17 protein-coding genes are annotated in these 18,387 nt (G+C 60.5%); 6 read left to right on the plus strand and 11 right to left on the minus strand.

The features are described 5' to 3' along the window. Positions 1-9: 9 nt before the first annotated feature. Positions 10-2,574 (plus strand): hybrid sensor histidine kinase/response regulator, encoded by a 2,565-nt coding sequence (locus IE095_RS10265; protein ID WP_189411553.1) that lies wholly within the window; start codon positions 10-12, stop codon positions 2,572-2,574. Between the two features lie 2 nt (positions 2,575-2,576). On the opposite strand, the gene uxuA is transcribed toward IE095_RS10265, so the two are convergent. The 9 genes from uxuA to uxaC form a co-directional block, all read right to left on the minus strand. After that, entirely contained in the window at positions 2,577-3,734 is a 1,158-nt protein-coding gene (gene uxuA, locus IE095_RS10270; protein ID WP_189411554.1) for a mannonate dehydratase, read from the minus strand. Next, the gene (locus IE095_RS10275; protein WP_373295408.1) at positions 3,731-5,155 is read right to left on the minus strand and encodes a mannitol dehydrogenase family protein; all 1,425 of its coding nucleotides are present in this window, start codon (positions 5,153-5,155) and stop codon (positions 3,731-3,733) included. Before IE095_RS10275 ends, uxuA begins: the two co-directional genes overlap by 4 nt. After that, positions 5,133-5,861, minus strand: coding sequence for a 2-dehydro-3-deoxy-D-gluconate 5-dehydrogenase KduD (gene kduD / locus IE095_RS10280; RefSeq protein WP_229804693.1), 729 nt, complete (start codon positions 5,859-5,861; stop codon positions 5,133-5,135). The genes IE095_RS10275 and kduD overlap by 23 nt, the downstream gene beginning before the upstream one ends. Beyond that, complete coding sequence (gene kduI / locus IE095_RS10285; protein WP_189411556.1) at positions 5,858-6,682, minus strand: 5-dehydro-4-deoxy-D-glucuronate isomerase; 825 nt, start codon at positions 6,680-6,682, stop codon at positions 5,858-5,860. Before kduI ends, kduD begins: the two co-directional genes overlap by 4 nt. 12 nt (positions 6,683-6,694) lie before the next feature. Beyond that, positions 6,695-7,000 carry a cupin domain-containing protein gene (locus IE095_RS10290; protein ID WP_189411557.1) on the minus strand — a complete coding sequence of 102 codons (306 nt, stop codon included), beginning with the start codon at positions 6,998-7,000 and terminating at the stop codon, positions 6,695-6,697. Positions 7,001-7,007: 7 nt separating this feature from the next. Beyond that, on the minus strand, positions 7,008-8,288 hold the full coding sequence (locus tag IE095_RS10295; RefSeq protein ID WP_189411558.1) for a TRAP transporter large permease: 1,281 nt from the start codon (positions 8,286-8,288) through the stop codon (positions 7,008-7,010). A gap of 3 nt (positions 8,289-8,291) precedes the next feature. Further along, a complete protein-coding gene (locus IE095_RS10300; protein ID WP_229804694.1) occupies positions 8,292-8,834 on the minus strand; it encodes a TRAP transporter small permease in 543 nt (180 codons plus the stop codon). Between the two features lie 64 nt (positions 8,835-8,898). After that, on the minus strand, positions 8,899-9,882 hold the full coding sequence (locus IE095_RS10305; RefSeq protein ID WP_189411559.1) for a TRAP transporter substrate-binding protein: 984 nt from the start codon (positions 9,880-9,882) through the stop codon (positions 8,899-8,901). Positions 9,883-9,919: 37 nt separating this feature from the next. Beyond that, positions 9,920-11,326: a glucuronate isomerase gene (uxaC, locus tag IE095_RS10310; RefSeq protein WP_189411604.1), complete on the minus strand. Its 1,407-nt coding sequence runs from the start codon at positions 11,324-11,326 to the stop codon at positions 9,920-9,922. Positions 11,327-11,428: 102 nt separating this feature from the next. Between uxaC and IE095_RS10315 the strand changes: the two genes are divergently transcribed. Next, positions 11,429-12,136 (plus strand): GntR family transcriptional regulator, encoded by a 708-nt coding sequence (locus tag IE095_RS10315; protein ID WP_189411560.1) that lies wholly within the window; start codon positions 11,429-11,431, stop codon positions 12,134-12,136. Further along, the gene (locus IE095_RS10320) at positions 12,099-13,037 is read left to right on the plus strand and encodes a sugar kinase (RefSeq protein ID WP_189411561.1); all 939 of its coding nucleotides are present in this window, start codon (positions 12,099-12,101) and stop codon (positions 13,035-13,037) included. Before IE095_RS10315 ends, IE095_RS10320 begins: the two co-directional genes overlap by 38 nt. On the opposite strand, the gene recQ is transcribed toward IE095_RS10320, so the two are convergent. Both recQ and IE095_RS10330 read right to left on the minus strand, forming a co-directional pair. Continuing rightward, complete coding sequence (recQ, locus tag IE095_RS10325; protein ID WP_189411562.1) at positions 13,038-15,086, minus strand: DNA helicase RecQ; 2,049 nt, start codon at positions 15,084-15,086, stop codon at positions 13,038-13,040. A 35-nt stretch (positions 15,087-15,121) separates the two neighbouring features. After that, positions 15,122-15,409 (minus strand): YggT family protein, encoded by a 288-nt coding sequence (locus tag IE095_RS10330; RefSeq protein ID WP_189411563.1) that lies wholly within the window; start codon positions 15,407-15,409, stop codon positions 15,122-15,124. Positions 15,410-15,535: 126 nt separating this feature from the next. On the opposite strand from IE095_RS10330, the gene IE095_RS10335 reads away from it, so the two are divergent. The 3 genes from IE095_RS10335 to mepA all read left to right on the plus strand — a co-directional run bounded on the left by IE095_RS10335 (position 15,536) and on the right by mepA (position 18,383). Then, entirely contained in the window at positions 15,536-16,066 is a 531-nt protein-coding gene (locus tag IE095_RS10335; RefSeq protein WP_189411564.1) for an acyl-CoA thioesterase, read from the plus strand. A gap of 68 nt (positions 16,067-16,134) precedes the next feature. Then, positions 16,135-17,496 carry an MFS transporter gene (locus tag IE095_RS10340; RefSeq protein ID WP_189411565.1) on the plus strand — a complete coding sequence of 454 codons (1,362 nt, stop codon included), beginning with the start codon at positions 16,135-16,137 and terminating at the stop codon, positions 17,494-17,496. Beyond that, positions 17,493-18,383, plus strand: a complete 891-nt coding sequence (gene mepA, locus IE095_RS10345; protein WP_189411566.1) for a penicillin-insensitive murein endopeptidase — start codon at positions 17,493-17,495, stop codon at positions 18,381-18,383. The genes IE095_RS10340 and mepA overlap by 4 nt, the downstream gene beginning before the upstream one ends. Positions 18,384-18,387 lie beyond the last annotated feature (4 nt).

Raw genomic sequence — 18,387 nt, forward strand, 5'->3', positions numbered from 1 at the left:
AGGCAAAGTATGGATTTCGCGGAACGGCTGGCCAAGGAAAGGCGGGCACGGTTGCAGGCTGAGCGCTTGCTAGAACAGAAAAGCCGCGAACTTTATGCGGCCAACGAACGCTTGGCCCTGCACGCGCGAGCCCTGTCTGACCAGATTGTCAAGCAACGCTATGCGGTGCAATCGGCGATCAGCGAGGCCGAGACGCTGAAAGGCCAAAACAGCCGCTTTATGACTGATCTGGAGAAGGCGCATTCTGTCGCTGTGACCGCCGAGCAAAGGTTATGGGAAGCCATTAACACTATTGGCGATGGCTTTGCCCTATTCGGACCGGATCGGCGGCTGGCCGCCGCGAACAGGGCCTATCAGGCCTTGTTCGGAGACGATCCGTTGGAGGTTGGCACGCCCTATGAAGAGGCTTTGCGCCGTGCTTTGGCGGCGGGGGTGATGGATGCCAGCGCGAAGGATCCGGAGGTTTGGGTCGCCGACATGCTGGCGCGATGGGATATGTCTGAAACAGAACCATTCGTCATGCCGCTGACGAACGGCAACTGGATGCGCAAGATGGACCGGCGGACCTTGGACGGGGGCATGGTGTCGCTGGTGCAAGATATCACCGAACAGATGCGCACATGGGCCGCGATCGAGGCGATCCCCGACGGTTTTGTGCTTTTCGACCGCCAGGATCGGCTGATTTCCTGCAATCAACGTTATCGCGATCTTTATTCCGCAGCGGCGTCGGCCATTAGGCCTGGCGTGTATTTTGAAGATATTTTGCGCGCCGGTCTGGCGCAAGGTTTGCATGTCGATGCGTTGGGTCGGGAGGAGGAATGGCTGGCTGATCGAATGCGGTCGCATTTGTTGGCCGAAGGTGCGTCGGAGCAGAACTTGGCTGATGGCCGGTGGATACGTGTCTACGACCATTCGACACCGGATGGAGGGCGGGTGGGACTGCGGATCGACATTACGCCTGCCAAGGAGCAGCAAGCAGCCCTAGAAGCTGCAAGAGCGGCTGCCGAGGCTGCGAACCGCGCCAAATCGGCGTTTCTGGCGAATATGTCGCATGAAATCCGGACGCCCATGAACGGGGTGGTGGGCATGGCGGAGTTACTTTGTGACACCGACTTGTCCGAAGAGCAGAAACTGTTTGCTGAAACCATCCGATCCTCCGGCGAAGCACTTCTTGTCATCATCAATGACATTCTTGATTATTCCAAGATCGAGGCAGAACGGCTGACCCTGCATCCAGAACCTTTTGATTTGGAGCGCACAATCCACGAGGTGGCCATGCTGTTGCAGCCGCGCGCCAAGGCCAAGGGCATCGACATCATGATCGACTTCGACATGTTCCTGCCCACCTATTTCGTGGGTGATCCAGGGAGATTGCGCCAGATCCTGACCAACCTGTTGGGCAATGCGGTCAAATTCACCGACCAGGGCCATGTATTGATCCGCGTGGTTGGGATCGAACAGGGCGATGGGACACAAGATCTGCATGTGACGGTCGAAGACACCGGCATCGGCATTCCCGCCGAGCATCTGGACAACATCTTTGGCGAATTCAATCAGGTGGAAAGTGCCGCCAACCGCAAGTTTGAAGGCACCGGGTTGGGTCTGGCGATTACACGGCGTCTGGTGGAACATATGGGGGGATCGGTCTGGGTTGACAGCGAATTGGGCAAAGGCTCAAGTTTCGGCTTTCGCCTGAGCCTGCCCGTCGCGGAAGAATCCGGCGCGGCGGAGCTGCCGCAGGGCATTCGCCGGGCGCTGGTTGTGCATGCACAACTGATCAATCGGACAATTCTGGAACGACAACTTACCCCTTGCGGAATTCAGGTCACGTTTTGCCGCAGCGGGGCGGATGTTCTAGCCCTGTTGGACAAGGATCAAGATTTTGAGCTGTTGCTTGCTGATCAGGATTTATCGGACATGGACGGGCTGACTTTGGCGGCAAGACTGCGCGACAAGGGATGCACCGTCCCGGTGCTGCTGATGTCCGTCAATCCTATGGCATTGCGAGAGCAGGGGGCTGATGAATTGTTGGCTGGGATTGTACAAAAGCCGGTTCTGCGCAGCGAACTGTATCGCAAGCTGCGGTTCTTGGCCGGAGAGCCGACGACTGAAGCGCTGGCCCCCGTCGCGGATATGCCGGTGAATCTGCGCCTGATGCGGGTGTTGACGGCTGAAGACAACAGGACCAACCAGCTGGTCTTCCGTAAGATGGTGAAGGATTTGGCCATTGAACTGGAATTTGCCAACAATGGCGCCGAGGCGGTGGACCTTTTCGGCATCTTCCGACCGGATTTGATCTTTATGGATATCTCAATGCCAGAGATGGACGGAAGACAGGCAACCAGAGCGATCCGCCTGATCGAAGCGGAAGAGGGCGGCCATGTGCCCATCTGTGCGCTAACTGCCCATGCGATGGATGGGGATGAGGCTGACATTCTTGCGGCGGGCATCGACCAATATATGACAAAACCGCTGCGCCGGGCGGCGATTGTGGAAACCTTGCTGCGCCACAGGCCGCAGGATACCCAACCGCCTCTTGAAGAGCCAACCCTCCCTGCGGCGCAAGTCGCCTGAAATCAGTCGCGATGCCGAAGTCCTGCGATGACACCGCGCAGTTCCGCCAGCCCGCGCAGCCGCCCGATCAGCGGATAGCCGGGATGGGTTCCCTTTTCGGCGTCCCACAGCAGTTCATGGCCATGATCCGGGCGGAAGGGGATGATCCTTCCCGTGCGCTTTTGTTCATCCAACAGCGCCGCAATGACAGCGGCCATGTCGGTGTCGCCTTCCAGATGCGCCGCTTCCTCAAAGCTGCCGTCCGGGTCTTTGCGCACATTGCGCAGATGGGCGAAATGGACGCGGTCCGCGAATTGGCGGGCCAAGGCGGGCAGGTCATTGGTGGGGTTGGCCCCAAGGGAACCCGTGCAAAAGGTCAAACCGTTGGCGGGGCTGTCCACGGCGTTCAGCACCCATGTGATGTCCGCCCCCGACGACACGATCCGTGGCAGCCCCAGAATGTCACGGGGCGGGTCGTCGGGGTGGACGCACAGCGCCATGCCAAGGTCTTCGGCGGCAGGCACGACTTCGTCTAGGAAACGCTGGTAATTGGCCCGCAGGTCTGCACGGCCAATGCCTTCATAACCTTTCAGCGCTTGGCGCAAACCCGCGATATCATAGCGGTCAAAGGCCCCCGGCAGGCCCGACATGATGGCGTGCAGCAGGGCGTCGCGGTCGGTTTCGCTGGCCTTCTGAAACCAGATCGCCGCCATTTGCAGGGCTTCGGGGGTATAGTCCGCCTCGGCCTCGGCGCGGCCCAGCATGTGGATTTCAAAGGCCGCCATTTTCGCCGCCTCGAACCGCAGGCAGGAACCCCCGCGTGCGACGGGGGCGGTCAGGTCGGTGCGGGTCCAGTCGAGCAGGGGCATGAAATTGTAGCAAATGGTTTTGACGCCATTCGCGGCAAGATTGGCCATCGACTGGCGATAGTTGGCGAACAGTTCGGAAAGATCCCCCTCGCCGCGCTTGATGCGCTCGTGGATCGGCAGGCTTTCCACCACCACCCAATCAAAGCCAGCGGCACGGATTTCGCCGTTGCGGCTGGCGACCAACGCGCTTGGCCAAACCTCCCCATAGGGGATTTCATGCAAAGCGGTGACAATGCCCGTTGCACCCGTCTGGGCAATCTCGGGTAAGGTGATTTTGTCGAACGGCCCATACCAGCGCCAGCTTTCGATCATGTCAGGGCCTGTATCGCGCCACGCGCGCCTTTGGTCAAAAGTTCATTCCTTGCCGCTTGCAGACCGGTGGCCAGTTGCGGGGCCAACTCGGGAGGGAAGACTTGCGTCATCGCCAAAAGGGCGGTGATCGGGTCCGCCGCATTCGCCGCCTGTGCCAAGGTCGCAGCCAAGGGGTCGCGCACGTCGATGGGTTTGCCGTCCAGCCCTTTGCCGCTGACATATTGTGCCCACGCGGCGACGGCCAGCATCAGACCGGGGCAGGGGCGGCCTGCCTTTAGGTTTTCGGCCAAAGTTCCCAGAATGCGCTGCGGCAGTTTCTGACTGCCGTCCATGGCGATCTGCCATGTTCGGTGCCGGATGCCGGGGTTTTCATAGCGGGTTTCCAAGGCGCTGGCATAGTCCGCCAGACGCACGCCGGGGGGGGGCGTCAGGGCGGGGATGATTTCTGCCGCCCAAAGGTGGCGCACGAAAGCGCGGAAAACGTCATCGGCCAAGCAATCTGCAATCGTCTCATGCCCCGCCAGATAGCCAAGGTAGGCGAGCGAGGAATGCGTGCCATTCAGCATCCGCAGCTTCATGAATTCATAGGGGGCCACATCGACCACCATCTCGGCGCCGACGCGGCCCCAATCGGGGCGCAGGCCGCCGACGAAAGCATCCTCGATCACCCATTGGCGAAAGGGTTCGTGAACGACAGGGCTGGCATCCTCAAAGCCCGTCAGGGCAGCGACACGTTCCCGGTCCGCCTCGGTCGTTGCCGGGACGATGCGATCGACCATCGTGCAGGGGAAACGCCCCTGTTCGGCAATCCACGCGGCCAAACCCTTGTCCAGTCGTCCCGCAAAATCCAAAACCAAACCACGCAAAAGCTGCCCATTGTGTGGCAGGTTGTCGCAAGTCATCACGGTAAAGGGGGCCAGCCCCGCCGCAAAACGCCGCTGCAAGCCGCGCACCAGAAAGCCGATGCTGGTGCGGGGCAGGTCGTTCACAAGATCATGCGCGATCCCCGGATGTTCCAGATTCAGCCGCCCCGTCGCTGGTTCATGGCAATAGCCCTTTTCGGTGACGGTCAGCGATACGATCCGCACCCCCGGCGCGGCCATTGCAGCCAGCACCGCCTCGGGATCTTCGGGTGCCACCAGCACCTTTTGCACCACATCAACCAACCGCGCCTTTGGCCCGGTCGGGGCCAGTTCCAGCGCGGTGTAAAGCCCGGCCTGCGGGGCCAGTTGGTCGCGAATGGTGGGCGATTGCAGGCTGATGCCCAGAATGCCCCAATCCCCACCCGAAGCTGCCATCGCCTCTTGCGTAAAGACAGCCCCATGCGCGCGGAAGAAAGCGCCAAGGCCCAGATGGACAATGCCAATACCGGGAAGCGCGCCCGGTTCGCGGGTCAGTCTAACGGGCAAGCCAGCCTCCATCGACGGGCAGGACCACGCCATGAATGTAATGCGCGGCGGGCGAAGACAGAAAGACCGCCGCCTCGCCAATGTCATCCGCCTTTCCCCAACGGCCTGCGGGAATGCGGTCAAGGATCGACTGCGAACGGTCGGCATCGGCGCGCAGGGCCGCAGTGTTGTTCGTCACGATATAGCCGGGCGCAATGGCGTTCACGTTCAGCCCCTTGGCCGCCCATTCATTAGCCAAAGCCTTTGTCACACCTGCGACGGCATGTTTCGATGCGGTATAGGCCGGAACCCGGATGCCACCCTGAAAGGACAGCAAGGAGGCGATATTGACCACCGCACCGCCAAGACCATGGGCGATCCGTTCGCGGGCGAAAGCCTGCGTGGTGAAATAGACCGACTTCAGGTTCAGGTCGATCACGCGATCCCAATCGTCGGAGGCCACGTCGATGGCGTCCTCGCGGTGAATCGTTCCGGCGTTGTTCACCAGAATGTCGATGCCTTCACCCTTGAAAAGATCACTCGCCGACAGCGGATCAGAGAGATCCAGCGTCACCGCGCGACCATTCGGCAGACCTGCCATCGTTTCGCTGCAATCCCCGCGCGCTGCGCAGACCACTTCTGCCCCCGCACGCCCCATCGCCCAAGCAATCGCCTGACCGATGCCGGTGTTCGCCCCCGTCACCAAGGCGCGGCGGCCTGCTAGTGAGAAAGGGTTCACCGCAGCGCCCCCATCGGCACGACTTCGACATCGCGGTAATCCACATTGTCCCCGGCCATCGCCCAGACAAAGGTATAACTGCCCGTGCCTGCCCCGCAGTGGATCGACCATGGCGGCGACAGAACCGCCTCTTCATTCGCCATAACCAGATGCCGGGTTTCCTGCGGTTCGCCCATGAAGTGGAACACGCGGCGGTCTTCGGGCATGTCGAAATACAGATAAGCCTCCATCCGCCGGTCATGCAGATGGGCGGGCATCGTGTTCCAGACCGAACCGCCGTGGAACTGGGTATAACCGACCACCAACTGGCAGGACTGCATCACCTCAGGGTGGATGAACTGAAAGATCGTCCGGTCATTCGCCGTTTCCGCCGAACCTGTGCGGAAGGATTTCGCGTCCTCAATCCGAATCAACCGCGCCTCAAGCGCCTTATGCGCCGGGGCCGACAGGATGTAGAAACGGCCGTCACCGGCAAAGGTCACTGGCCCCGCGCCCATCGGCAGATAAAGGACATCACCCTTTTCCATCGCATAATCCGTGCCCGCCGCTGAAACCCTGCCTGAACCGCCGATGTTCACCACGCCCAACTCGCGCCGATCCAGAATACTGGCCGTGCCGCATTCCTTGACATGGTCCAGCACCAAGGCTTTGCCATTCGGCACCGCCCCGCCCATGATCATCCGGTCATAATGGCTATAGACCAGACGGATTTCGCCCGGCTGGAACATGCCCCCGGCGTGGAAGGCGCGGCGCAGGCCTTCGGTGTCCAATGTCTTGGTTTCAGCCTGCGAAACGGCATGGCGGGTTTCAACGGTCAGCATTGCAGTCGTCCTTTACAGAAAATCGTCGCGGCGGGGGGTAAAGCTGTCCACCAGCACCCCCGCCTCTAAACAGGTGCAGCCATGCACCAGCATCGAGGGGATCACGAAACTGTCGCCCGGCCCAAACTCTCGGACCTCATCCCCCAGCGTGAAGCGGAAACGGCCGGATTCGACATAGGTGGCCTGCACATGCACATGGTTGTGCAGTTTGCCGCTGGCCCCTTCGGTGAAACGAAAGGCCACCACCATCAGATCGGGATGATCGGACAGAACCTGACGGGTCACGCCCGGATCGGTGGGAACGATGGGAAAGCGCATCTTGTCCTCACTTGAACTGGGCGGGCAGCCAAAGCGACAGCTCGGGGATATAGGTCACCAGCAACAGCACGAAGACCCCCGCGCCATAGAAGGGCCAGATCGAGCGCATGGCTTCCCAGATGCTGATCTTGCCCACAGCACAGGCGACAAACTGAACCCCGCCCACCGGCGGTGTATTCAGCCCGATCCCTAGGTTCAGGATCATAATCACCCCGAAATGCACCGGATCGATGCCGAAGGCTTGCGCCACGGGCAAAAAGATCGGCGTCACGATGATGATCGTCGGGCCCATATCCATGAACGTGCCAAGCAGCAGCAGGATGACGTTCAGCAAAAGCAGGATCACCAGCGGATTTTCCGAAATGCCGCTCATCAGCTCAATCAGGCGGGCTGGCACCTTGTCATAGGCCATCAGCCAGGAAAAGGCGCTGGCCATGCCGATGATCAGCAGCACCATTGCCGTGGTCCGCACCGCGCCAAAGGTTGCTTCGACAAAGTTCGCCCAAGTCATCTGCCGATAGACAAAGATCGTGACCAGCAGGGCATAGACCGCCGCGATGCAAGAGCTTTCTGTGGCGGTGAAGACGCCGGAACGCACGCCGCCAAAGATGATGGCGATCAGCAAAAGGCCGGGCAAGGCAATCAGGCCCAAACGCAGGGCAATGCCGAAACCGGGAAAGGGTTCGGTCGGATAGCCGCGCTTGACGGCCACGATCCAGGCGGTGACCATCAGCGAAACCGCCAGCAGCAAGCCGGGAATGATGCCCGCCGTGAACAGGTCGGCAATCGAGATGTTGCCCCCAGCCGAGATCGAATACAGGATCATGTTATGCGACGGCGGGATCAGCAGCGCGATCAGCGCCGCCATCGAGGTGACGTTCACCGCATAATCCGCGCCATATCCACGCTCTTTCATCTGCGGGATCATCAGACCACCGACAGCCGCCGCCTCGGCCACGGCCGAACCGGAAATGCCGCCAAACAGCGTGCTTGTCGCAATGTTAACCTGCCCCAAACCGCCGCGCACATGGCCGACCAGCGACCCGGCAAAGGCCACGATGCGCTGGGCAATGCCCCCCCGCACCATCAGGTCACCGGCATAGATGAACAGGGGCACGGCGATCAGCGAAAAGACGTTCATGCCCGAATTGACGCGCTGGAAGACAACGATGGGCGAAAGGCCCATATAGATGATCGTCGCCAAGGACGCAGCACCCAGACAAAAGGCGACCGGTGTCCCGATCAGCAGAAGGACCGAGAACAGCCCGAAAAGAATAGTCATTTCCATGGATCAGGCCTCGGTCACTTCGGGGACGGGATTGTGGGGATCGGCGACATGGGCGCTGGCGGGCAAGCCTACCGAACGGCGACAAAGCCGTTCCAAAGAGAAGAGGGCGAAGAGGGCTCCCCCCGCCACGACGGGAATATAGGTCACGCCGTCCGGCAGGCCGACCAAGGGCATCGTCGAATCCATGCCGGCCAGAACCAGTTGCACCCCCCACCAGACCATACCCAGACCGAACAGGCCCACCACAAGGTCGGAAATCACTTCGGGGACCCAGCGCAGCCGCGCGGGCAGAGCATGGGTCAACACATCAAAGCTCATGTGAAAGCCTTCATGCGTGCCGACGGCGGCCCCCAGAAAGATGAACCAACTCATCAGCACCACCGCGAAGGGCTCGGTCAGATGCGACGGTTCATGCAGGACATAGCGGGTAAACACCTGCCAAAGGACCAGAAGGGTCATCACCACAAGGCTGATCCCTGCGATCCACAAGGCGAGCCTTGAAAGCCTGCCGGTCACTCCGGCCAGTTGTTCGACGAATTGTTTCACCACTATCCCCTGTAAATGCGGCGGGCAAGTCCCAGCTCTTGCCCGCCAGACGCGCCTTGCAGCCTTAGCGCGTCGCTTGAATGCGCTTCACGAGGTCGCGCATTTCCGGCGAAGTCACATATTTTTCGTAGACCGGGATCATCGCTTCGATGAACGGCGTTTTGTCGATCTCGGTGATGATCTCGGCCCCAGCGGCGCGGATTTTCTCTTCCGAAGCCTTCTCACGCTCTTTCCACAGTTTGCGCATCACCGGCACGCTATCTTTTGCCGCCGTTTTCACGATCTCTTGGTCTTCCGGCGACAGCCTGTCCCAGCTGACTTGCGACATCACCAAAACTTCCGGCACGATCAGGTGTTCGTCCAGCGTGTAGTATTTGGCCACTTCGAAATGGCCCGAGCTTTCATAGGACGGCCAGTTGTTTTCCGCCCCTTCGATCACGCCGGTCTGGATCGCCGAATAGACCTCGCCATAGGGCATCGGCGTCGCCGAAGCGCCCATCGCCGTCATCATGTCGACAAAGATGTCCGACTGCATGACGCGAACCTTCATGCCCTTCAGGTCTTCCATCGATTTGATCGGCTTCTGGCTGTTGTAAAAGCTGCGGCTGCCGCCGTCGTAATAGGCCAGACCGACAAAGCCATGCGGGGCAAAGGCCGCCAGGATTTCATCGCCAATGGCCCCGTCCATCACCTTGTGCATATGGTTCACGTTGCGGAAAATATAGGGCAGCGACACGATCTTGGTCTGTTCAACCAGATTGTTGAACGGGCCCATCGACACGCGGTTCAGGTCGATCACGCCGAATTTCGTTTGTTCGATCGTGTCTTTTTCCTCGCCCAACTGGGCCGAATGGAAGACCTCGATGCAGATCCGCCCGCCGCTGCGTTCCTTGGCCAGCGCGCCCATATGCTTGACCGCCTCGACGGTCGGATAACCGTCGGGGTGCGTGTCAGATGATTTAAGGGTCACTTCGCATTCGGCCATTGCGGCCCCGGCCATCGCGGCCGTGGCCAGCAGTGCGGCCAGTGTTGTTTTCAGTTGTTTCATTTAGCCTCTCCTCTCCTGTTTGTGGATTGTGATCAGATCACAACCTGTAGGCCTGTTTCGCAAGCCCATATGCAAGGTCGCGGGCGACCTCGAATGCTTCCTCTTTATCCAGACGCCCCCCCTCCACGAGGGTCGCCAGAAACGCGCAGTCCACCCGCCGCGCCACATCGTGACGGGCCGGAATGGACAGGAAAGCGCGCGTGTCGTCGTTGAAGCCGACGGTGTTGTAGAATCCCGCCGTTTCGGTCGTCATCTGCCGATAGCGCCACATGCCCTCGGGGCTGTCGTGGAACCACCAGGCCGGACCCAGCCGCAGCGCCGGATAGGCCCCCGCCAATGGGGCCAGTTCCCGCGCATAGGCGGATTCATCCAAAGTAAAGGCGATGACGGTCAGGCCAGGCTCCATCCCCACCGCGTCCAGCAAGGGTTTCAGCGCACGGACATAATCGGTGCGGGTCGGAATATCGAAACCCTTATCGCGGCCGAATTTGGCCATCACCCCTGCCGAATGGTTGCGGTAGGAACCGGGATGGATTTGCAGGACCATCCCATCCTCAACGCTCATCTTCGCCATTTCGGTCAGCATCTGGCCCCGGAAAGCATCCGCCTCATCCGCCGAACATTGACCGCGCAGCGCCTTGGCAAACAGCGCCGCCGCATCGGCGCTGGTCAGGTTTTCGGTGCGGGCCGTCGCATGGCCATGGTCACTGGAGGTCGCACCGAAACCCCGGAAATAGTCCCGCCGAATTTTATGCGCGTTCAGATAACCCTGCCAGTCGGTCGCATTTTCCCCGGTCAGTTCGCCCAGTTTTTCGACGTTCTGCACGAAACCTTCGAACTCCGGGTCCACCACCGAATCGGGGCGATAGGCGGTAACCACCCGTCCATCCCAGCCGCTTTCGCGCACCATCCGGTGCCAGCGCAGATCGTCCAGCGCACCTTCGGTTGTGGCGATCACCTCGATGCCAAAGCGTTTGAACAGCGCACGCGGGCGATACTCCGGCAGTTTCAGGCAAGCCGCAATATGGTCATAGAAAGCATCCGCATTCCCTGCCGAAAGCCGTTCCTCCAGCCCGAAGACGGTGGAAAATGCATGATCCAGCCACAGCCGCGACGGTGTACCCCGGAACAGATGATAATTCTGCGCAAACAGCCGCCAGATTGCCCGCCCGTCGCTTTCCACCGGCCCACCATCCACGCGCGGAACACCAAGGCGTTCCAAAGGTACGCCCTGTGAAAACAGCATCCGGAACACATAATGGTCGGGCGTCACGAAAAGCTGGGCCGGGTCGGGAAAGGCCGCGTCTTCAGCAAACCAACGCGGATCGGTATGGCCATGCGGGCTTAGGATCGGCAGGCCGCGAATCGTTTCATACAGATCGCGCGCCGTGGCGCGGCTTGGCCCGTCGACCGGGAACAGACGATCTGCATTCAACAACGGCACTTGCGTTCTCCCCTCCGCAGGTGTCTGGGTCATCACAAGGGACTTCCCAAAGCTCTAGTAGACTAATATGCTAGTATGTGAAACCTGTCAACGAGGCCAGAAATGTCCGAACCGGCAATTCTAAGAACTCTGGAACCGATCCAGCGCCCCTCGGTGGCGGACAGTGTCTTTGACGAATTGCACCGCCAGATTCTGGCGCTGGACCTGCCGCCCGGTGCCAAGATGTCCGAGGCGGACGTGGCCAATGCGCTGGGCGTGTCGCGCCAGCCGGTGCGAGATGCCTTTTACCGCTTGTCAAAGCTGGGCTTTCTGACCATCCGCCCGCAGCGGGCGACGACGGTATCCTATCTGTCCGAAGCGGCGGTGATGCAGGCCCGGTTCATCCGGGCGGCGATTGAGGCGGAAACCGTGCGCGTTGCCTGCGACAAGCTCCGCGCCGGTGATTTTGAGGCACTGGATGCGCTGATCGAAGACCAGCGCCGCGCGGTCGAGGCGAAAGAACCGCTGCTGTTCCACCGGCTGGACGACCAGTTCCACCGTGAAATCTGCGAACGCTCGGGCAACGGCTTTGCCTGGGAAGCGATCCGCGAAAACAAGGCGCATATGGATAGGGTGCGTTTTCTGTCGCTGTCCTTTGCGTCGAACGATGCTTTCGGCGACCATGTGAAGCTGCTGGAGGCAATCCGCGCGCGAGACCCAGAAACGGCCATGGGCGTGATCCGGCATCATCTGGGGCGGATCAAGCAGCAGATCCGGCGGATCAGGACCGAGCATGAGGCGTTCTTTGAGGGGGACGAACTTGTCGATTGATCTGAAGGCCAAGCGTGTTCTGGCGATTGGCGAATGTATGGTCGAAATGGCCCCGCAAGCGGGCGCCCTTTATAAGATGGGCTTTGCCGGGGACACCTTCAACACCACCTGGTATCTGCGCCGCTGCCTGCCTGCCGATTGGTCGGTCGGCTATCTGACGGCGGTCGGGCAAGACGGCGTTTCCGACCGGATGATTGGTTTCATGGCCGATAGCGGCATCGACACCAGCGCGGTGATCCGGCGACCTGACCGCACGGTTGGGCTTTACATGATACAGCTTTCCGACAAGGGCGAGCGCAGCTTTGCCTATTGGCGCAACCAGTCAGCGGCGCGGCTTTTGGCCGACGACGAGGCGCAGTTGATTCAACGGCTCTCCGGGGTTGGCCTGGCCTATTTCAGTGGCATCACTTTGGCCATTTTGGATGTCCAAGGCCGGGCAAGGTTGTTCGCGGCGCTGGCTGCTGCGCGTGCGGCGGGAACGAAAGTGGCCTTCGACCCCAATCTGCGCCCTGCGCTTTGGTCGGATAGCAACATGATGTGTGAAACCATCATGCAGGCTGCGGCCCAGTCTGACATCGTTCTGCCCAGCTTTGACGATGAGGCGCGCTGGTTTGGCGATACTGACCCAGCGGCAACCTTGGCGCGCTACGCACAGGCGGAAGAGGTGGTGGTCAAGAACGGCGAAGGGGCTATGCGCGTGAGATCCAGTGGGCACGTGTTCGACTTCCAGCCACCTGCCGTAGCGCAGGTCGTTGATTCAACCGCCGCGGGCGACAGTTTCAATGCGGCCTATTTGGCGGCGCGTCTGGCTGGCACTGGTGTGCCGACGGCGTTGCAGGCTGGGGCCGCCTTGGCCGGGCGTGTCATCGGGGCGCGTGGGGCCTTGGTCGAAATGTCCTGATCAGGCGCTTTCGGCGACGGCCTCAAGAATAGCCGCGCCAAAGCGTTCGATCTTGGCCGCGCCCAGATCGGCAATTCGATCCAGATCCGACAGGGATGTCGGGCGCGCCTCGGCAATACGGCGCAGCTGGGCGGGCGAAAGTGACATCGGCTTGCCAATCCCATCGGCGCCCCGCAGCAATCTAAGCTGCAATTCGGCCAGTCGGTCATACAAAGATCCGGCCTCCCGCCCCGCCAGCTTCATCCGCGCGGGATGCGCCTTGGCGGCCATTTCGCCGGTAATCACCCCCAAAAAATCGGCTCCATAGGATTCCAGCTTTTTCGCCCCAACCCCGGTGATCCCCGCCATCTGGTCCAGATTGGCTGGTCGTCTTTCCGCCATTTCGATCAGTGTTCTGTCAGGGAAAACGACATAGGCCGGAACGCCTTGTTGTTCTGCCAAGGCCCGCCGCTTGGCCTTGAGCGCTGACAAAAGCGGCGCATCCTCATCCGACACCTGCGTTTTCACCACCGGCCCCGGCGTGGCGCGCGCGATCGAATCTCGTCGCAGCGTCACCGGCTGTTCGCCGCGCAGCACGGGCCGCGCAGCCTCGGTCATCCGCAACGCACCATGCCTTTCCCCATCCGGACGGATCAGATCCCGCCCCATCATCTGGCGGAACACCGCCCCCCAAGCCGGCTTTGACAATTCCCGCCCGACACCAAAGGTCGGCAAGCCATCATGTCCCCGTTCCTTGACTTTGTCCGTCGCATTCCCCGTCAGAATGTCGATCAGATGGCCCGCTCCGAACCACTCCCCCGTCCGCAGGATCGCTGAGAGCGCCTTGCGCACAGCATCCGTCGCGTCAAACACATCAGCTGGCCGTTCGCAAAGGTCACAGTTGCCGCAATTCCCGCTCGCCTCGCCGAAATAGCCCAGCAGCAGTTGCCGCCGACAGCCTGTCGCCTCGGCCAGACCGAGCAGCGCGTTCAGCCGCCCATGATCTGCGGCCTTGCGGTCGGCGGGCGCGATCCCTTCGTCAATCTGCGAACGGCGCAACCGGATGTCATCCGGGCCGTAAAGGGTAAAGGTTTCCGCCGCGGCGCCATCTCGCCCCGCCCGCCCGATTTCCTGATAATAGCCTTCAATGGACTTCGGCAGATCGGCATGGGCCACCCAGCGGATGTCGGGCTTGTCGATCCCCATGCCAAAGGCCACCGTCGCCACAACGATCAGCCCATCCTCGCGTTGAAAACGGATTTCCACCTGTCGCCGGTCTTCGGCGTCCATCCCGCCGTGATAGTGACACGCTGCATGCCCGGCCTCCCGCAACGCCTGCGCCATGACTTCCGTCTTGGCCCGCGTCGCGGCATAGACGATCCCCGACTGACCTTTGCGCGCCCCGGCAAAGTCCAGAATCTGCTTGCGAGGATTGTCCTTGACCTGAAAGGCCAGATGGATGTTCGGTCGATCAAAACCGCGCAGGAACGTCGCCGGTTCACGCCCTTCAAAAAGCCGCGTGACGATTTCTGCCTGGGTTTCTTCGTCCGCCGTGGCCGTAAAGGCCGCCAAAGGCACATTAAGCGCCCGCTTCAGATCGCCAATGCGCAGATAGTCCGGGCGGAAGTCATGCCCCCATTGTGACACGCAATGTGCTTCGTCCACGGCAATCCTCTGGACGCCCACCCGTCGCAGCATCGGCAGAGTGCCGGGCGATGCCAACCTTTCCGGCGCCATATACAACAGACGAATGCGCCCCTGATCCAGCCCCTCGAAAACCTCTTCCGTCTCCGCCTCTGTATTCCCCGAGGTCAGGGCCCCCGCCTCTACCCCAGCGGCCTTCAAAGCACGCACCTGATCGCGCATCAGGGCAATCAGAGGGCAAATGACGATCGTGACGCCCGGCAAACAAAGGGCCGGCAATTGGAAACACAGGGACTTCCCGCCGCCTGTCGGCATGATGGCCAACGTATCGCGCCCGTCCAGCACGGCCTGCACGATTTCTTCCTGTCCCGGACGAAAGCCGGGAAAGCCAAAGATCGTCGATAAAAGGTCGCGCGGGTGATGCATGCTTGGCCCCTGATCCTTCCGGACCAAGGTTAAAATCAGATGAACATTGCGGCGTTGTTTACCAGAATGATCCGCAGCGCATAGATGAGCAGAATGATCACCAGCGGCGCCAGATCCAGCCCAGGCGTGCTGGGCAGAAACCGACGCACGCGATCATAGACCGGCTCCAGCAGACGGTTAAGCCCATACCAGATTTGCGCAACAAGGGGCTGGCGCAGGTTCAGCACCTGAAAATTTATCAGCCAGCTCATGATCGCATGGATCAGAACGATCCAAAGCGCGATGTTCAGCAGCAGCATCAAAATTTGGAAGATCGAGGTCATTTCTTGGCCTTTCCTACCATCCCTAGTGATTGGTAGCGAAAACCGGCCCAAGTCGCAAGAAGTGACGCGGCGTTGGGCTTGACCTTGGGGCAGGGCGCGGGCAGGCCAAGGCAAACAGGGGGCACTATGTATCCTTTTATCCGATTGGCTTGGCAAACCTGGAAGGTCCGCAAAACCCCTTCCTTGGTGATGACAGATACGCATGTCAGCCATCATCTCATCCTGCCCTGGGACCTGGACCCGTTTCTGGAACTGAACAACGGGCGAACACTGACGATCTTTGATCTGGGCCGCATTCCCTTGGGTCTTCGCACTGGGCTGAAGCGGGCGGTCCGGACCAATCGCTGGGGCATGACGGTGGCAGGCAGCACCGTGCGCTATCGCCGCCGTGTGGTGCTGTTTGATCGGCTGGAGATGCACAGCCGAGGCATCGGCTGGGATGCGCGGTTCTTTTATGTGGAACAAAGTCTGTGGCGCGCGACGGAATGCACCAGCCATGTTGTCGTTCGCATGGCCGTGACATCAAAACAAGGCATCGTCCCGCCAGAACGCGTGCTGGAAGCAATGGGTTATGCTGGTGAAAATCCTATTTTGCCGGACTGGGTGCAGCAATGGAGTAGTGCCGAGGCCGCAAGGCCTTGGCCGCCGGAACGCTAGTCACCCAACCTTGCCTTGCGACCCGCCGCGCTTTCTGTCCAGATGTGCGCAAATAGCAGGGGCAGGCGATGGTCAGTCAGAAAAAGCGCATTTGGGGTTGGTATTTCTTTGATTTCGCCAGCCAGCCTTACAACACCCTGCTGCTGACCTTTATTTTTGGCCCCTACTTCGCCGAAGTGGCGCGGGATTATTTCACAACCCAAGGCTATCAGGGCGAGGCCGCCGCGGCCCAGGCGCAGGCCTATTGGACCGGCGCGCAGACGATCACCGGCCTGCTGATCGCATTGCTGGCACCGGTTCTAGGGGTTCTGGCCGATGGGTCCAAACGGCGTATGCTGTGGATCTGGGCCTTTTCCGCGGTCTACGTCGTTGGTTCCTTTGCGCTGTGGTGGGTCATGCCGGAAATGCCGGGCCTGTTCTGGCCTGTGTTCTGGTTTTCACTGGGTTTCATAGCCATGGAACTTGCCACCAATTTTACCAACGCGCTGATGCCGGATCTGACGGGGCATGAAGAGATGGGCAAGATTTCCGGCATGGGCTTTGCCTTTGGCTATCTGGGCGGCGTGCTGGCGCTGATCCTGATGCTTGCCCTGTTTGCCGAAAGTGCTGAAACCGGAAAAACCTTCCTGGGCCTAGATCCGATTTTTGGTCTGGATGCCGCAGCGCGCGAAGGCACGCGCTTTGTCGGCCCCTTCACCGCGATCTGGTATATTGTCTTTATGATCCCCTTCTTCCTTTGGGTGAAAGAGCCGAAAAAGACCAAGCGTCGTCCGATGGGGGAAAGCCTACGCGAATTGGGCCGCAACATCAAAGGTGTTGCCCGCCGAAAATCCTTGGGCGCGTTTTTGCTGGGATCAATGTTCTACCGCGATGCGCTGAATTCGGTCTATGGATTAGGCGGGGCCTTTGCAAGCAATGTCATGGGTTGGTCTGTCGTGCAAAGCGGGCTGTTCGGCATTCTGGCCGCCGTGACCGCAGGTTTGGCGGCTTGGGCGGGTGGGCATATCGACAGCCGTATCGGGCCCAAGCCGGTGATCGTGGCGTCGATCCTTGTGCTGATCGCCGTCGTTTGCGTGCTGATGGGCCTGACACCGCATTCGGTTTTCGGCGTCCAGTTGGACCCGGAATCTGGCCTCCCGAACCTGATTTTCTACGTCTGCGGCGCGCTGATCGGCGCAGCGGGCGGGACAATCCAATCCGCCAGCAGGACGCTGATGGTCTTTCACGCGACGCAAGACGATGCCAATGGTGCCTTCGGCCTGTATGGGCTTTCCGGCAAGGCCACGGCCTTTCTGGCGCCGGCGCTGATCACGACTGTCACGCTGGCCAGCGGCAACCCGCGCATTGGCATTGCGCCCCTGATCCTGCTGTTCCTGATCGGGCTGGTTCTGCTAATCTGGGTGAAACCAGAAGGGGATAGCCGGGCATGATCCTCCGTCTTGCTTTATTGATCGCCGCCTTGACTGTTGGCCCCACGCAGGCCGAAGATCTGGCGAACCAGTTGTTCGGGGCAAAGGAAGCGCCTTCGCAACAAGACCCAATGCCAGTGGGTTTCTATTCCAAGGGTTGTGCGGCAGGCTTGGTGCAATTGCCGGAAACCGGGCCGACGTGGCAGGCCATGCGTCTGTCACGCAACCGAAATTATGGTCAGCCGACCATGATCGAATTCTTGCAGGATCTGTCGGTCACAGCAACAAAGGTTGGTTGGCGCGGCCTTTACATCGGCGACATCAGCCAGCCGCGCGGGGGGCCAATGGTCAGCGGTCACGCCAGCCACCAGATTGGCCTCGATGCCGACATCTGGATGCTGCCGCCGCCCAGCCTCGCGCTGTCGCGGCAACAACGCGAAGACATCAGCTCTATCCCCGTCCGTTCCGCTGATCAGCTTTCGGTCACCGAAAACTGGACCAATTCCCACCGCGAGCTGCTGAAAGCAGCGGCATCCGACAAGCGTGTAGACCGCATCTTTGTGGCCGCGGCCGTCAAGATTGAAATGTGCAAGACCGCCAAGCGCCGCGATACCAAATGGCTTCAAAAAATCCGGCCGGTCGCGGGCCATGACACGCATTTCCATGTGCGCCTGAAATGCCCCAAGGGGGCGACGCTGTGCGAGACGCAGACCCCGACCGTGGACGAGCTTTCGAACGGGGGCAATGGCTGTGATGACACGCTGATGTGGTGGGTGACCGATTATCTGAACCCGCCCGAAGGCGGCAAAGTTGAAAAAGACCCCGATGAACCTGTCAAAAAGGGGCCACGTGAATACACGATGGCCGATTTGCCTGCACAATGCGCCGCTGTATTAGCTTCGGACTAATCCT

The sequence above is a fragment of the Neogemmobacter tilapiae genome (assembly GCF_014652215.1).
Taxonomy (GTDB): Bacteria; Pseudomonadota; Alphaproteobacteria; order Rhodobacterales; family Rhodobacteraceae; genus Neogemmobacter; species Neogemmobacter tilapiae.

What these genes read in the sequence shown, in the direction of transcription:
- IE095_RS10265 (WP_189411553.1), top strand. Translation starts at nt 10, where the DNA reads ATGGATTTCGCGGAACGGCTGGCCAAGGAAAGGCGGGCACGGTTGCAG.
- uxuA (WP_189411554.1), bottom strand. Translation starts at nt 3,734, where the DNA reads ATGATCGAAAGCTGGCGCTGGTATGGGCCGTTCGACAAAATCACCTTA.
- IE095_RS10275 (WP_373295408.1), bottom strand. Translation starts at nt 5,155, where the DNA reads ATGGAGGCTGGCTTGCCCGTTAGACTGACCCGCGAACCGGGCGCGCTT.
- kduI (WP_189411556.1), bottom strand. Translation starts at nt 6,682, where the DNA reads ATGCTGACCGTTGAAACCCGCCATGCCGTTTCGCAGGCTGAAACCAAG.
- IE095_RS10290 (WP_189411557.1), bottom strand. Translation starts at nt 7,000, where the DNA reads ATGCGCTTTCCCATCGTTCCCACCGATCCGGGCGTGACCCGTCAGGTT.
- IE095_RS10295 (WP_189411558.1), bottom strand. Translation starts at nt 8,288, where the DNA reads ATGGAAATGACTATTCTTTTCGGGCTGTTCTCGGTCCTTCTGCTGATC.
- IE095_RS10305 (WP_189411559.1), bottom strand. Translation starts at nt 9,882, where the DNA reads ATGAAACAACTGAAAACAACACTGGCCGCACTGCTGGCCACGGCCGCG.
- IE095_RS10315 (WP_189411560.1), top strand. Translation starts at nt 11,429, where the DNA reads ATGTCCGAACCGGCAATTCTAAGAACTCTGGAACCGATCCAGCGCCCC.
- IE095_RS10320 (WP_189411561.1), top strand. Translation starts at nt 12,099, where the DNA reads ATGAGGCGTTCTTTGAGGGGGACGAACTTGTCGATTGATCTGAAGGCC.
- recQ (WP_189411562.1), bottom strand. Translation starts at nt 15,086, where the DNA reads ATGCATCACCCGCGCGACCTTTTATCGACGATCTTTGGCTTTCCCGGC.
- IE095_RS10330 (WP_189411563.1), bottom strand. Translation starts at nt 15,409, where the DNA reads ATGACCTCGATCTTCCAAATTTTGATGCTGCTGCTGAACATCGCGCTT.
- IE095_RS10335 (WP_189411564.1), top strand. Translation starts at nt 15,536, where the DNA reads ATGTATCCTTTTATCCGATTGGCTTGGCAAACCTGGAAGGTCCGCAAA.
- IE095_RS10340 (WP_189411565.1), top strand. Translation starts at nt 16,135, where the DNA reads ATGGTCAGTCAGAAAAAGCGCATTTGGGGTTGGTATTTCTTTGATTTC.
- mepA (WP_189411566.1), top strand. Translation starts at nt 17,493, where the DNA reads ATGATCCTCCGTCTTGCTTTATTGATCGCCGCCTTGACTGTTGGCCCC.